This is a genomic window from Aquabacterium sp., from assembly GCF_029946005.1.
Taxonomy (GTDB): domain Bacteria; phylum Pseudomonadota; class Gammaproteobacteria; order Burkholderiales; family Burkholderiaceae_C; genus Aquabacterium.
Genome location: NZ_JAQSDR010000005.1, coordinates 25033 through 38777 on the forward strand (window position 1 = coordinate 25033; position 13745 = coordinate 38777).

The 13745-nt window shown below is 63.2% G+C and carries 13 protein-coding genes; 8 read left to right on the plus strand and 5 right to left on the minus strand.

Features of this window, described 5'->3' with window-relative positions; translation table 11 throughout:
• Position 1 precedes the first annotated feature (1 nt).
• From PSV38_RS02920 to arfB, 4 genes are read left to right on the plus strand one after another with little or no spacing between them, the layout of a single operon-like run.
• Positions 2-1141 carry a GGDEF domain-containing protein gene (locus PSV38_RS02920; RefSeq protein WP_300544657.1) on the plus strand — a complete coding sequence of 380 codons (1140 nt, stop codon included), beginning with the start codon at positions 2-4 and terminating at the stop codon, positions 1139-1141.
• Positions 1138-2646 (plus strand): hypothetical protein, encoded by a 1509-nt coding sequence (locus tag PSV38_RS02925; protein WP_300544658.1) that lies wholly within the window; start codon positions 1138-1140, stop codon positions 2644-2646. Before PSV38_RS02920 ends, PSV38_RS02925 begins: the two co-directional genes overlap by 4 nt.
• A gap of 17 nt (positions 2647-2663) precedes the next feature.
• Positions 2664-3590, plus strand: coding sequence for a TIM44-like domain-containing protein (locus PSV38_RS02930; RefSeq protein WP_300544660.1), 927 nt, complete (start codon positions 2664-2666; stop codon positions 3588-3590).
• Positions 3591-3593: 3 nt separating this feature from the next.
• Positions 3594-3995 (plus strand): alternative ribosome rescue aminoacyl-tRNA hydrolase ArfB, encoded by a 402-nt coding sequence (arfB, locus tag PSV38_RS02935; protein ID WP_300544661.1) that lies wholly within the window; start codon positions 3594-3596, stop codon positions 3993-3995.
• On the opposite strand, the gene PSV38_RS02940 is transcribed toward arfB, so the two are convergent.
• Together PSV38_RS02940 and PSV38_RS02945 are read right to left on the minus strand one after the other, a co-directional pair.
• Positions 3992-4537 (minus strand): DUF1415 domain-containing protein, encoded by a 546-nt coding sequence (locus PSV38_RS02940; protein ID WP_300544662.1) that lies wholly within the window; start codon positions 4535-4537, stop codon positions 3992-3994. The genes arfB and PSV38_RS02940 overlap by 4 nt on opposite strands.
• Positions 4534-4749: a hypothetical protein gene (locus tag PSV38_RS02945; RefSeq protein WP_300544663.1), complete on the minus strand. Its 216-nt coding sequence runs from the start codon at positions 4747-4749 to the stop codon at positions 4534-4536. Before PSV38_RS02945 ends, PSV38_RS02940 begins: the two co-directional genes overlap by 4 nt.
• Positions 4750-4956: 207 nt before the next feature.
• Here PSV38_RS02945 and PSV38_RS02950 point away from each other — a divergent pair, with 207 nt between their 5' ends.
• Both PSV38_RS02950 and PSV38_RS02955 read left to right on the plus strand, forming a co-directional pair.
• The gene (locus tag PSV38_RS02950; protein WP_300544664.1) at positions 4957-7779 is read left to right on the plus strand and encodes a GGDEF domain-containing phosphodiesterase; all 2823 of its coding nucleotides are present in this window, start codon (positions 4957-4959) and stop codon (positions 7777-7779) included.
• Positions 7780-7783: 4 nt separating this feature from the next.
• Positions 7784-8869 (plus strand): GGDEF domain-containing protein, encoded by a 1086-nt coding sequence (locus PSV38_RS02955; RefSeq protein WP_300544665.1) that lies wholly within the window; start codon positions 7784-7786, stop codon positions 8867-8869.
• 6 nt (positions 8870-8875) lie between these two features.
• Here PSV38_RS02955 and PSV38_RS02960 read toward each other — a convergent pair whose 3' ends face one another.
• Positions 8876-11095 carry a hypothetical protein gene (locus PSV38_RS02960; RefSeq protein WP_300544666.1) on the minus strand — a complete coding sequence of 740 codons (2220 nt, stop codon included), beginning with the start codon at positions 11093-11095 and terminating at the stop codon, positions 8876-8878.
• A 145-nt stretch (positions 11096-11240) separates the two neighbouring features.
• Between PSV38_RS02960 and PSV38_RS02965 the strand changes: the two genes are divergently transcribed.
• Together PSV38_RS02965 and PSV38_RS02970 are read left to right on the plus strand one after the other, a co-directional pair.
• Positions 11241-11504, plus strand: a complete 264-nt coding sequence (locus PSV38_RS02965; RefSeq protein ID WP_300544668.1) for a DUF1653 domain-containing protein — start codon at positions 11241-11243, stop codon at positions 11502-11504.
• Positions 11505-11593: 89 nt separating this feature from the next.
• On the plus strand, positions 11594-12619 hold the full coding sequence (locus PSV38_RS02970) for a DUF4325 domain-containing protein (RefSeq protein ID WP_300544670.1): 1026 nt from the start codon (positions 11594-11596) through the stop codon (positions 12617-12619).
• 47 nt (positions 12620-12666) lie between these two features.
• On the opposite strand, the gene PSV38_RS02975 is transcribed toward PSV38_RS02970, so the two are convergent.
• Entirely contained in the window at positions 12667-12882 is a 216-nt protein-coding gene (locus PSV38_RS02975) for a cold-shock protein (RefSeq protein ID WP_230178750.1), read from the minus strand.
• 234 nt (positions 12883-13116) lie between these two features.
• Positions 13117-13731 (minus strand): hemolysin III family protein, encoded by a 615-nt coding sequence (locus PSV38_RS02980; protein ID WP_300544672.1) that lies wholly within the window; start codon positions 13729-13731, stop codon positions 13117-13119.
• Positions 13732-13745 lie beyond the last annotated feature (14 nt).

Here is a 13745-nt window from a genome sequence, read left to right on the forward strand (position 1 = left end):
ATTGATCCAACGACTTCTGGCGGTGCTGTTGAGCACCGATTCCAAGCAGCGGGTGCGCGTCATCCGTTCCCTGATGGCCGCCAACGTCTACGTGCTGTGCATCGGCATCATGGGCTTTGCCTCCCAGCAGGGGCTGATGCGCGGCGACGAGGCCGCTTTGCTGTCCGGCCTGATCATGTTGAACGTGGTGGTCTGGTACGGTCTCTTGCGCAGCGGCTTCAATCGGCGCTTTCGCGAGCCCTCACTGACCTTGCCGCAGATCTTGTCCGCCCTGACCTGGATCGTGGCCGCGTATGCCATCACGGGGGTTTTCCACGGCGCCACGATGATGCTGCTCACGCTGGTGCTGGTGTTCGGCATCTTCAACCTCAATGCCCGCGACGCCAAGATCGCGGGCGGGTATGCCGTGGTCCTGACCGGCATCGTCATGGGCTACAAGACGATGACCGACCCGGCGGGTTACCCGGTGGCGCTGGAGTCGGTGCACTTCGCCCTGGTGGTGTCCTCGGTGCCGACCATCTCCATGTTGACCGCGCAACTCAGCAACCTGCGAGCCCGGCTGCGCGCCAAGCAGGAAGAACTCACGCAGGCCCTGGACCGCATCCAGGTGCTCGCCACGCACGACGAGTTGACTGGCCTGTACAACCGCCGCCACATGATGTCGGTGCTGGACGAGCACCAGCGGCGCCTGTCGCGCTCATCGGGCCACGATTTTTGCCTGGCGATCCTGGACATCGACTTCTTCAAGCACATCAACGACACGCATGGCCACAGCGTGGGTGACGAAGTGCTGCGCAATTTCGCCACCCACGCGGCCACCATGACCCGCGAGACCGACGTGCTGGCGCGCTGGGGTGGCGAGGAGTTCATGCTGGTGCTGGTGGGCACCACCGCCGAGGATGCCGAGCATGGCATCCAGCGGCTGAGGGATTCCCTGAAGAACGTGACCATGGCCCAGGACCACCTGGCTTTGCGCCCCTCGTTTTCTGCGGGGTTGAGTGCCTATCAAACCGGCGAGAACCTGGCGGCTTGCATCGAGCGGGCCGACAAGGCGCTCTACAGCGCGAAGCAGAGCGGTCGCAACCGCACGGTGATCTGGTCTGATGTTGTGCTCGCCAGGTCAGCCACAATGGAGGGATGACTCAAAAAATCAGCTTTTGGGGGCTTGGCGTGCTGTGCCTGTTGGGCATCGGAGGGGCCCAGGCTCAATCCAAATCATCGGACGCTGCGCGCGCCTTGCCAGTGTCCACCCGCCTTGGTTTCGAGACCATCACCTTGCCGGGTGACGAAGCCATGGGCCTGCTGGGTGGCAGCTACCTGATGACGTTCGCGCCCGGTTGGCTCGGTGGGCCGGCGGTGTACGGCGCTGCCACAGGGCGACGAGGCGGCTTCTTTGTCGGCGGGGCTGAGCTGGCCTACCGGCTGCCCCTGGCGAGTCGGGTCAGGCTGGAGTTGGGCCTGTTCGCAGGTGGCGGCGGCGGCGGTGGCGCACCGGTGGGTGGCGGCCTGATGCTGCGTCCGCACCTTGACCTGTTGTGGCGCTTGAGCGGTGCGGCCAACGAGCCTGGGGTGTGGGCGGGCCTGTCGGCGTCGAGCGTGCGTTTTCCCAATGGCAACATTCGCTCCAACCAGGCTGGTCTTGTTTTGGCGGTGGATGGCGACTTTGTCTACACCTTGCCCTCGGCCGTCGGCAAAAGCTCTTCGATATGGGCCCGAGGGGGCATGGGCTTTGACCGCATCAGCATCATGGGCGTGCTCGATGAGCCGCGGGGCGCTGATCAACAGCAACGCATTGGCCTGGCGGGCTTTCGGTTGGACCATTGGCTGCATCCCAATGTTTACTGGGGCTTGGAGGCAGCCGGGGCGGCGGGTGGGGGCGCTGGGGGGTATGCCGAGGTTCTGGCCAACCTGGGGTTTGAGCAGCCCCTCAAAGGCACGCCTTTGGCCGTGGGCGCCCGGGCGGCGGTGGGCCTGGGCGGTGGTGGCGGCGTGCCCACCGATGGCGGTCTGCTGGCCAAAGCCGGCATTTCCGTCAGTTGGCATCTCAGCCGGGACTTTTTCGTGTCGGTGGAAGGCGGGACGGTGGTTGCGCCCCAGGGCTCGTTCAGAGCGCGCTACGCGCAGGCTTCGATTGGTTGGGACCTGGACCATCCTTCCAACGCGCCTGCCGCTCTGGGCCGCTTGTCGCCCCGCTCATGGATCGAGGGTATGGAATGGAATCTGGCCCTGGAGCACCTGGATGGCGCTGCGCGCAAAAATGGTCCCGCCAAATCCATGCAAGCAGTAGGGTTGGTGCTGCGCCGCTCGCTGACCGAACTTCTTTACTTAACAGGGCAGGCCCACAGTGCGTTCAACGGCGACGCGGGCGCTTATTCTGTCGGTCTGGTGGGGATGGGCGTGCAATCGCCGGTTTTCGCCACTCGGTGGTCCGTGGGCGCTGAACTGCTGGCGGGTGCCGCAGGCGGTGGCGGCGTGGACACTGATGGTGGTGCCGTTGTGCAACCCATGCTCCGCTTGAATTTGGAGTTGGGAGCCCAAAGTAGAGCCCATTTGGGCATCGGCCGCATTCGCGCCTTGAAGGGCGAACTCGACAGTCCTGTGGTTGAATTGGCATGGGGCCTCGCATTTGGTGTGTCGGCCCGTTGAATTTTTGGAGAGTTGAATTGAAAAAAATCCTGATGAGCGTGTGCATGGCTGTGCTCAGCCTGACTTTCGTGGCGCAGCACGTCGAGGCCAAGCGCCTGGGCGGTGGCAGTTCGTCTGGCATGAAACGCCAGATGCCCGCACAAAACTCACCTGCGCAGCAAGCTGCCAAGCCCACGGCGGCACCCGGCGCTCAAGGCGTGCCCCCTACCGTGGCGCCCAAGCGCAACTGGATGGGCCCCATTGCTGGCTTGGCCGCAGGTTTGGGCATCGCGGCCTTGATGAGTCACCTGGGCATGGGCGCCGCCTTCGGCAACATGATCATGATGGCGCTGCTGGCCGCCGTGGCCTTCTTCGCCATTCGCTGGGCCATGAAGCGGTTCTCGAACGCCTCGCCGGTGCCCGCCGCCAGTGGCGGCCCACGCCTGTCGCCCAATGACTTTGCCCGCGCGCCCACACCACCCGCGCAGCCCATGAGCCGCGACATGTCCGTCGCCCCTCAAGGTGTCAACGATGGCATGCTCAGCGGCCCCAGCTTTGCCTCGCTGTCCGCAGGCGCGGCCTCATCCAGCTTGCCCCCCGGTTTTGACGCTCCCGCGTTCGAGCGCATCGCCAAGCTGATCTTCATCCGCATGCAGGCCGCCAACGACGCGTCCAACCTGGACGACCTGCGCCAGTTCTCCACCCCCGAGATGTTCGCCGTCTTCAAGCTGGAGTTGCAAGACCGTGGCAACGCGCCTCAAGTGACCGACGTGGTCCAGTTGAACGCTGAAGTCCTGGACTTTGCCGACGAGACTGATCGCCAGATCGTCAGCGTGCGTTTCCATGGCCTGATCCGCGAAGAAAAAGACGCGCCAACCACCACCTTCGACGAGATCTGGCACTTGGCCAAGCCCAAGGCTGGCAATGGCGAGTGGGCCATCGCCGGGATCGCGCAAACCGCCTGATCCATGCACGTGCCCATCCCGGACGAAGAGATCGAGCTTCGGGCCATCCGTGCGCAAGGCGCGGGTGGCCAAAACGTCAACAAGGTGTCCAGCGCGATCCACCTGCGGTTTGACATCCGGGCGTCGTCAGCCCTGAACGACGAGCACAAAGAGCGACTGCTGGCCTTGAGCGACCGGCGCATCAGCGCCGATGGCGTGCTGGTCATCAAGGCCCAGGAGTACCGCAGCCAAGAGCAAAACCGCACCGAGGCCCTGCGGCGCCTGGCCGAGCTGGTGGACAGCGTGGCCCGGCCCCCTCGGTTTCGCAAGGCCACCCAGCCCACCTACGGCGCCAAGCAGCGCCGCCTGGAGGGCAAGAGCCAACGCTCGGAGATCAAGTCATCCCGAGGTCGGGTGACCGACTAAATCCAGAGTTTTTTCCAGCCTTCGTGGCCCAAGGCGCGCAGCGTCTCGATGTTGTGCTCGTAGATGTTGGCCGCGTCCGGGAAGGACTCCACCGCCTTGTCGATGCTGCTTTCGCGCAGCAGGTGCAAGGTGGGATACGGCGAGCGGTTGCTGAAGTTGTCGATGTCATCTGCATCGCTGCCCGCGAACTGGTAATCCGGGTGAAAGCTGGCCACCTGCAACTCACCTTCCAGGTCGAGTTCGCCCACGGCGGCGTCGGCCACTTCCAGAAAATCGTTGTAGTCCAGGAAATCCGTCAGCACGCCAGGGTGGATCAGCAAGGTGGTCTCCACCTCTTCCGGGTTGGCGCTTTGCAGAAACTGCAACTCGTGCAGCAGGTCGGCCAGCAAGGCTTCTTCATTGGTGGCTTCGCTGACCACGTAGCGGATCTGCTGCTTGATCTGCACGGCCTTGGCAAAAGGGCACAGGTTCAGGCCGATCACCGCTTTGTCCAACCAAAGGTGCGTGGCGGCGATCACCTCATCGGGTGTGAATTTGTTCATGGTTGCTGTTCATCCGCAGTGGCCAAATCGACGGTCTTCTCGATCACCTTGCCCGTCACCGACACGGTGGTGACCACCACGGTGCTGGCCACGGACACCGCCGCGCCTGCCACGCTGGCGGCCGCACCCACCACGGCGCAACCCGGCAGGATGGCCAGGCCCCACAGGGGAATAAGGCGGCGGCACCAAGTGCGTGCAAAGGCTCGGTTCATGAGAATTCCGGGGTAAAGGCTGCGCATTTTCCCAGGTTTGGGGGCAGTGCATTCAAGTTTGATGACCGGGGGCCGAAACCTCATGAACGCTGCCGCCCAAGTATCCGATCAGGATCCGTCTTCCATGAGCCTCTTTCTCCCCTGTCGCCATGTCGTTGAGCCAGCCTCCGAATTTCGGCGGTGGGTGCGTTCTTGCGGGGTGGCACGATGACCGTGGAGTCCACGCTGGAGCGAACCCTCTCGGAGCACCAGGCGCTGTTCAAACAGTTGGTGGACGGCTCGCCGGACGCGATCATGCGCCACGACGCCACCCTGCGCTGCATCTATGCCAACGCGACCTTGATGTTCGTGTCCGGGCAGCCGCCGGACACCATCGTGGGTGCCATGCCGCAGGAGCTGCCTTTCGTGTTCGACGCCAAGGCCTACGCCGAGCGCTTGCACAATGTGCTGCGCTTGGGCACGGCGTGCAGTTTCGAAATGGAGTGGGGCCTGCCCGACGGCACCGTGCGTTGGTGCCAGGTCAGGTTGGTGCCCGAGCGCGACGCGGTCGGCCGCGTGGTGGGTGTGATGTCGGTGTGCCATGACATCACCGCCCACAAGGAACTGCAGACCAAGCTGGAGAGGGCTGAAGAACTGGCCAAAATCGGGTTCTGGGAGCTGGACCTGGCCAGCAACAAGGCCCGGATGTCTGATCATGCTTGCCGCCTGATGGGCCGTTTGCCAGGCTGGTCGCCCACGACCGAAGAACTGTTGGCCATCCATTCTGAAGAGGAAGGCCAGCGCATCAGGAAGCTGTACGAAGCGGCCATCCGTCAGCGGGACAGCACGGTTCAGTACGATTACACCGTGGTGGTCGACGGCGAAGTGCGCCACCTGCACCTGCATGCCGAGCTCGCCTACACCGTCAAGGGCAAGCCCAAAACCTTCTTTGCGGTCTCGCAAGACTTCACCGAGCGGGCGCTGGCCGATGAGAGGCTGCGTGCCCGCGAACAGGAATACCGCGTCCTGGTCGAAAACACCCCGGACAACATCGCCCGCTACGACCGCGATTGCCGCCGTGTGTACGTCAACGAGGCCTTGGTCAATTGGTTGGGGCAACCCCGGGAAGCCCTGATCGGGCGCCGTCCCAGCGAGTACGCCGACGCCCCCCAGGCGCGTGAGTACGAGCGGACTTTGGCCCTGGCCATCAGCACGGGCGAGCTACAAGAATTCACCTATCGGCTGAAAGGCCAGGACCGGCGCGACCGCACCGTTCACCTGCGCATCGTGCCTGAACTGGACAGCACTGGCCACGTGCTCAGCGTGCTGTCGATTGGCCGGGACATCTCGGCCATTGAAGCCACCGAACGCCGCCTGGAGGATGCCCAGCGCATTGCGCGCATCTGCCATTGGGAGTGGGACTACGTCACCAAGCGCTCATCGATCAGCCGCGTTGGATTGGACGTGCTGGGTTTGTCGAGCGCAGGCGACCTCACCATGGAGGAGTTCCACGCCATCATGTTGCCGGATGAGCGCGCATCGACCTTCTTGCTCTACCAGGATGCTTTCGCCAAACGCCTGGGCGAACTGAGCTACGAGCACAGCCTGATCCTGCCCGATGGCAGCCACCGCGAGACCCACAGCTGGGTGCGCCTGGAGTACGGCCAGGATGGCCGGGCCGTGCGGGCCTTGGGCGTCACTCAGGATGTCACCGACCTGAAGGCCCTGCAGCGGCAGACCCATCAGCTGGAGTTCTACGACCCACTGACCAGCTTGCCCAACCGAGCTCTGCTGCATGACCGCCTGAAGCTGGCCATCGCCGACGCCAGCCGACAGGGCGGCAGCGTGGGCGTGGTGCTGCTGGACATTGACCACTTCCAGAAGATCAACGATTCTTTGGGCGCCGGTGCTGGCGATGTGCTGCTCAAAGCCGTGGCCGGGCGCTTGTCCCAAGCCTTGCGAGAGTACGACACCGTGGCGCGCTTGGGGGGCGACGAGTTCGCCATCATCGTGCCGCAGATTCGTCAGCCCTCCGACCTGGACGTGGTGGCAAGCCGCATCAAGCATGTCTTTGAAGCCTCGGTGGCGCTTAACGACACCGAAATCTTCGTGACCGCCAGTGCGGGCATCGCCATGTTCCCGGCCGACGGCGCGGATGTGAATGAGCTGATGGCCCACGCCGACGCAGCCATGTACCACGCCAAGAGTTGCGGCCGCGACAACTTCCAGTTCTATGCCCGCGAATTGACGGTCACGGCGCTGGAGCGCCTGAAGATTGAGGGCGATCTGCGCAAGGCCGTAGAGCGCAACGAACTCGAATTGTTCTACCAACCCAAGGTGGAGCTGTCCTCTGGCCGCGTGGTGGGTGCAGAAGCCCTGATGCGCTGGCGCCATCCCGAGCGCGGCCTGGTCCCGCCCGACCGCTTCATCGGCATTGCCGAAGACACCGGCCTGATCATCGACATGGGCGAATGGGCCTTGCGCTCGGCCTGCACCGTGGCGCGCCAATGGCATGACGAGCATGGCGAGCCCTTGAAGATTGCGGTGAACCTCTCACCGCGCCAGTTCTACTCAGGCGACCTGCTGGGCACGGTGCGTCGCGCTTTGGAGGACACCGGTTGCCTGTCTGAATGGATCGAGTTGGAGATCACTGAAAGTCTGCTGCTCAACGACCGCGTGGACATCCGCTCGATGCTGGAGGCCCTGCACGCCATGGGCTTCACCATCGCCATCGACGACTTTGGCACGGGCTACTCGGCCCTGTCCTACCTGACCCGCTTCCCGGTGGACACCTTGAAAATTGACCGCTCCTTCATCCGAGAGCTGACCACTGACCGCGACAGCGCGGTGCTGGCCAAGGCCATCGTGACCCTGGCCCGCAGTCTGCGCATGGAGGTGGTGGCCGAAGGTGTGGAGACCGCCTTGCAACGCGATCACCTGGGTGCCTGGGGTTGCCACCTTGCCCAGGGCTTCCACTACAGCAAGCCGGTGCCGTGGCCCGATTTCGTGATGCTGTTGGCGCAGTGGACGCACGACAAGAAAGGGGGCTGAAAACATGGACAACTCCCTGGTCGCCCCACCCACCCCTTCTGACCAGAACACCAGCGCCGAACTCTTTCGCAAAATGATGCTAGGGGTCTCCGTGATGTGCGGTTTCACCCACCTGGCTTTCCTGGTGCTGTTCCACGTCAATGGCATCCGCGACATGGCCCTGGTCAACGTGGGCAGCATCCTGTGCTACGTGTTGACTTTCGTGCTGGCCCTGCGCCACCAAGTGACCTTGGCCTGGATGCTGATCACCACCGAGGTGGTTGGGCACGCCGTGCTGGCGGTCTATTACATCGGTTGGGACAGCGGCTTTCACATCTACATCATGTGCGTGCCGCCCGTGATGGTGGTCAGCACCCTGCCTGTCTGGCGCGGCAAGGTCCCCGTGGTCACTGGCCTGATGGCGCTCTACCTTTGGTTGGACTACGCGCGCCGCGATGCCACGCCCTTGTTCGAACTCGACCGCCCGGTGCTCAATGGGGTGCACTACTTCACCGTGGTCACGGCCTTGACCATCCTGGTCCTGCTGGCAGGGATGTACTACCGCTTCGTGCTGCAAAGCGAGCAACAACTGCGTGAAATGGCCACCACCGATCCGCTGACCCGCCTGCGCAACCGCCGCAGCGTGCTGGACACCTCCGTGGCCGAAGCCGCCAAACAGCGTCGCGATGGTCGGCCCTTGTCCTTCATCCTGTGTGATGTGGACCATTTCAAGATGGTGAATGACACCCATGGCCACCAGGCTGGTGACGATGTTCTGAAGGCGGTGGCCAAGATCTTGCGCTCCGGAGTGCGGGAAGTGGACCACGCTGCCCGCTGGGGCGGCGAAGAATTCCTGCTCCTTTTGCCGGAAACCGCCTCGCCTGGTGCCGAGTTGGTGGCCAACCGCCTGCGCGAAGCCATCTCCGAGCTTCAGGTGCCGGGCAAGGATGGTCCTTTGAAAGTGACCATGACCTTCGGCATCAGCAACCTCCACCTGAACGAGCCCATCGAGCAGGCCATCGCCCGCGCCGACAAGGCCCTGTACCAAGGCAAGCGCGGTGGCCGCAACCGGGTTGAATTGGCCCCTGAAGACGTGCTCCTGCGGGCCTGACCCGGTTCAGCTCGGCAAGGCCACGGTCGACAGCACAAAGGCGCGAACATCGCTGGCGTCGTAACCCAGCTCGGAACCCCAGCCGTCCGTGGCCATCGAGTCCACGTACAGGTTCTCGCTGAAGCCGGCTACCACGCAGTTCACGCCGCTGCAGCCCGGGGCCGGGTTCAGCGTCATCAGGTTGTTCACCGTCTCGACGGCGGTGCCACCTCCGGTGTCCTCATTGACCAGCGTGCCGGGGTCGTCCACCGACGAATTGCGGCTCACCACCGCTTGCGTGCCGCGCACGACACTGAAGCTGTATTGCGCAAAGCCGTGCGGGTGGTAGGCCGTGTAGGGCATGGACACGTTGTCAGCGGGTTGCGAGATCAGCAGCCCACAGCACGGGTCGGCCAGCGTGGCCCCGATGGAGGGCGCGCCGATGGACGCGAAGCAGCGGTTGTTGTCCACGTGCAGGGTGATGACCATGCTGTTGCCCGAGACCAGGCCCAAGGGGGCGGCATCGGTGGTGTAGATCGTGCCGCTCAGGTCGGGCACATCGGGCACCACGTACTTGATGCCCATCGCCACGATGTTGATGGGCTGGCCTTGTGCATCGAACAGGTCCACCTTGAGCTGGTAGCGGTCGCTTTCATCCGTGGTGCCGGACACGATCGTGCCATCTTCGTGGAAGACCAGGCCGGGTGCAAAGGCGTTGGTCGGGAACTTGGCGCTGCTCAGGTGTTCCACGATTTCGCCGCTGCTCGGCGGGGTGTCCCACACGCCTTCAGGGGCCACCGAGGCGTAGGGGATCTTGGTCAGGTCGGGCACGAAGTTGCCGCTGCCATCGGCCACGGGGGCGGGCCCCAAGGTGTAAGGGGTCCACGCTGGCACATCGCCAGTGGGCGTGCTGACGTCGTGCCGGTAGTAGTGCTGGATGCCATCCTTGAGGGCCACGAAGCTGCCACTGGTGCCACGCCGCCATGAGACCTGGTAGTAGCGCACGCCCAGGGCTTCGAGTTCGTTGGAGAACAGCAGGCGTGGGCGCAGCAAACTGCCCCAAGGCTGGCCGGCCTCCGTCAAGCCCAGCTTGGCCGCCACTTCAGCAGGTGGCTTGGTGTCGCGCAGCTCTTGGCTGGTGCCGTAGATCTTGCTCAAGGGCGTGCCGCCGATGGCCAGGAAGGCCACCCAACGGCCATGGCCTTCGGGGCCAACCACGGGCGGGCAGGGCGAGCAGGTGTGGGCCAGCGGGCTGTGGGTGTACAGCGTGACCTCGGTGCCGCATTGATAGTTCCACCAGGTGTGGCAGGCGATGGGCGTGGGCGCGTAGATCGACACGTCGAAAAAGCCGAACAGCTTTTGCGTGGCCTTGAAGTACAGGTCGGGCGTGTCGTGGTTCAGGCAGCCCTGGAAGAACAAGGTGCTGAAGTGGCCGCATTCATCCGTGTGCGCGGTGCCCACGCGCTGCTTGGTCACGAAGCGGGGGTAGAAGTAACACAGCAAGGGTCGGATCACGATCGGGTTCTTGATCAGGGCTTGCTGGAACTGCAGGCGGCTACCCACCTGCGCCAGGTAGCGCAACTCGGTGGCATCGCTCAACTGCATCAGCAAGCGGGCGCCCTCGGCATCCAGTCGGTGCTCGGAGGGCATCGCACGCCTCAAGGGGGCCTTGGCCATGGGGCCGATCTCAGGCAGGGGTTCAGGGAAAGGCCGTGGCTTGATGATCAGTTCGCGGAGGCGCTCGATGACCAACTCGGGCAGCTTGGGGATGATGATGAACAAAGGGTCCACTTCGTAGATCTCAACGGTGGCGTTGCACACCGGGAAGTTCTCCCACATGCCACCAATCTGCACGCGCTTGAGCAAGTTGCCTTTCACAAAGCACGCGCTGCGCCACCAGCAATGCCAGATGTCGGGAAACACCTTGAAGCGCGCCTGCAACACCGGCTGACGCGGGTTGTAGCGCAGGTGTTGCTCCAGCGCGCCCCGGCGCATCAGCTCGTCAAAGCTGGGCGATTTCTCGGTGGTGGCGGGCCCCACCAGCACGCGCAAATTGCTCGCGGTGGCCGTGGCCGTGAACTTCAGGCGGGCTTCGCCTTTCTCGGTCAAGGGCGCACTGGCCAGCAAGGTGGCCTCCGAGCTGAAGACATAAGCGACCGCACTGGTCTTGCCGTGCGATGAAGTGTCGTCGGGCAGTTCGGCCTGCACGACAATGTCGATGGGATGGGTGTTGTCCGAGGTGTTCATGGTCCGCGCTCCTGAGTTGATGCACCTTGTGTCAAGGCTTGTCGCGACTCTAGGGCGGCGGTGAACGCAGCGCTTCCCCATACCTTAGGGATGAGGCCGGTTCACATTAGGGGTCTCATCACCCTGCCATTCAAGGAGCTGAGTCATGAGTGAAGAACGTCCCGTGTTGGCATTGCCACACCTCAAGCTGGGGGTCTACCGCCACTACAAAGGCGAGCGCTACCAGGTCTATGGCGTGGCCCGCCACAGCGAAACCCTGGAGGCCTTGGTGGTTTACCGGCCCTTGTACGGCGAAGGCGCTTTGTGGGTGCGCCCCTACGCCATGTTCACCGGCCGCATCACCATTGATGGGCTTGATCAACCTCGTTTTGAATGGGTGGATGCCGGCCACGAAGGCGCCCTGCATTGATGGAATAGCGGGGCATTGCGCCGGTCAATTCGGCGGTTAAGGCTGGGAGTGACGCCAGATACTGAGGTCAGCTGAAAAGGATGCCGACCATGTCACGCCTCAACCTTCACCACATGATGGGCTGGATCACCGCCGCCGTGGTTTGCCATCCTCATGACCTGATCGCGCACGTCGCCGAGCGCGTGCATGCCAGCAGGCCCGCCGCCCGCAAGGCCGTGGCGCGATTGGTGGAGGCGGGCTGGTTGATCAAGGAAGGCTCGACCTCCCGACCGGTGTACCGGCCGGGTTCATTTCGGCAAGTGGTGACCAGCTACCCCTTGCAAGGCCTGGTGGAAGACGTGCCTTGGGAGCGAGACTTCATGCCCAACTTCGTGCTGCCACCCCAGGTGCAGCGCATGGCCCAGCACGTCTTCAACGAAATCCTGAACAACGCGATTGACCACAGCGGCGGCACCACCGTCACCGTGTCCTTGCGCCAGACGCCCAACCATGTGCAGTTGCTCGTGTCCGACGATGGCCGGGGCCTGTTCGACCGCATCCGCGAATCATTCGCCATCGACGATGCCCAGCACGCCATGCTGGAACTCAGCAAGGGCAAGCTCACCAGCCTGCCCGATCGGCACACGGGCCGTGGCCTGTTCTTCTCGGCCCAACTGGCCGATGTGTTCGAGGTGCATGCCAACGGCTCGAACTTTCAGCGGCGTGGCTGGGATGGCGGGGGCTGGCACTGCGGTAAGCCCCTGGCCCGCCAAGGCACGTCGGTTTACGCCTCGATCGCGCTGGACACCGAACGCACGCTGGATTCGGTCCTGAACGTTTGGAGCACCGACCGCCAGGGCATCGCGTTTGACCGCACCCGCGTGCCCTTGCGCCTGCTGCTGTCGACCAACACCGCCTTGGATTCGCGCTCGCAAGCCCGCCGCGCGGCATCCAGGTTGCAGCAGTTCAGCCATGCCCGGATCGACTTCAGTGGTGTGACCGACATCGGCCACAGCTTTGCCGATGAATTGTTCCGCGTGTTCGCGGGGCAACACCCCGAGCTGGAGTTGGTGGCCGAGAACATGTCGCCCAAGGTGGCCAATCTGGTCCACGCCACGATTTCCGGTCAGGCATGAAAAAAGCGGCCTAAGCCGCTTTTTGGTGCGATCAACGCGCGCTGGAATTACAGCGGGCGAATGTTCGAAGCTTGGGGGCCCTTTTGGCCTTGCTTGACTTCGAATTCCACGCGTTGGTTTTCTTGCAGGCTGCGGAAGCCGCCTTCGCTGCGGATTTCGCTGAAGTGGGCGAACAGGTCCTTGCTGCCATCTTCAGGAGCGATGAAGCCAAAGCCCTTACCGTCGTCAAACCATTTCACGGTGCCAGTTTGTGTCGTACTCATGGATGTTGTTCCTTGTAGAGTGATTGAAAAAATTAAGAATCCGCTCAAGCTTGCTTTTAAGGGCAGGACCTGCGCGGCAGAAACACTCAAGAAACGTCAAACCGGGAGTTGAAACCTGGACCGTGTCAGCAGCGTTGAACAAGTTCAGCGTGCCTTGCGGTAGAAAACGAAGACCTTGAGGAAACGGTCTTGTGCATGTCTGTGGGCTTAATGTACCTGCATTGCACCAAAATGTCACGCCACGAATTTCAGCACTGTGAAATAGTGGCTGGCAGTGCCGCCCAGCACGAACAAATGCCAGATGCCATGGGCGTGCCGCATGCGCGTGTCGATCACGTAGAAAATGATGCCCACGGTGTAGAGCAGCCCGCCCGCCACCAACCAATGCCAGCCACCATCTTGCAGACCATTCATCAAGGGCACCGCGGCGGCCACGCCGCACCAGCCCATCAGCACATACAGTGGCACCGACGGCACGGTGTCACGGCCCCACCACAGCTCTTTGCAGATGCCGATGGCGGCCAGCGTCCACACGAAGGCGAACAGCGACCAGCCCAGCGTGCCGTGCAAGGTGACCAGGGTGAATGGGGTGTAGGTGCCCGCGATGAGCAAATAGATGGCGCAGTGGTCGACCTTGGCCCAGCGCTCTTTGCTGGCCCCACGGATGCTGTGATAAACCGCGGACGCCCCATACAGCAACACCATCGACAGGCCAAAGATGCTGAAGCTGATGAGTTTCAGGGCATCACCGGCCTCCAGCGCCTGGCCAATCAGCACGGCCGAGCCTGCCACTGCCAGTGCCAGGCCCAGCAAGTGGGTGGCACTGTTGAATCGTTCTCCGTGGTACATGAAAACCAGCCTCT

Coding starts and splice junctions, on each gene's coding strand:
- PSV38_RS02925 (WP_300544658.1), top strand. CDS start 1,138: ATGACTCAAAAAATCAGCTTTTGGGGGCTTGGCGTGCTGTGCCTGTTG.
- arfB (WP_300544661.1), top strand. CDS start 3,594: ATGCACGTGCCCATCCCGGACGAAGAGATCGAGCTTCGGGCCATCCGT.
- PSV38_RS02940 (WP_300544662.1), bottom strand. CDS start 4,537: ATGAACAAATTCACACCCGATGAGGTGATCGCCGCCACGCACCTTTGG.
- PSV38_RS02945 (WP_300544663.1), bottom strand. CDS start 4,749: ATGAACCGAGCCTTTGCACGCACTTGGTGCCGCCGCCTTATTCCCCTG.
- PSV38_RS02950 (WP_300544664.1), top strand. CDS start 4,957: ATGACCGTGGAGTCCACGCTGGAGCGAACCCTCTCGGAGCACCAGGCG.
- PSV38_RS02955 (WP_300544665.1), top strand. CDS start 7,784: ATGGACAACTCCCTGGTCGCCCCACCCACCCCTTCTGACCAGAACACC.
- PSV38_RS02960 (WP_300544666.1), bottom strand. CDS start 11,095: ATGAACACCTCGGACAACACCCATCCCATCGACATTGTCGTGCAGGCC.
- PSV38_RS02965 (WP_300544668.1), top strand. CDS start 11,241: ATGAGTGAAGAACGTCCCGTGTTGGCATTGCCACACCTCAAGCTGGGG.
- PSV38_RS02970 (WP_300544670.1), top strand. CDS start 11,594: ATGTCACGCCTCAACCTTCACCACATGATGGGCTGGATCACCGCCGCC.
- PSV38_RS02975 (WP_230178750.1), bottom strand. CDS start 12,882: ATGAGTACGACACAAACTGGCACCGTGAAATGGTTTGACGACGGTAAG.
- PSV38_RS02980 (WP_300544672.1), bottom strand. CDS start 13,731: ATGTACCACGGAGAACGATTCAACAGTGCCACCCACTTGCTGGGCCTG.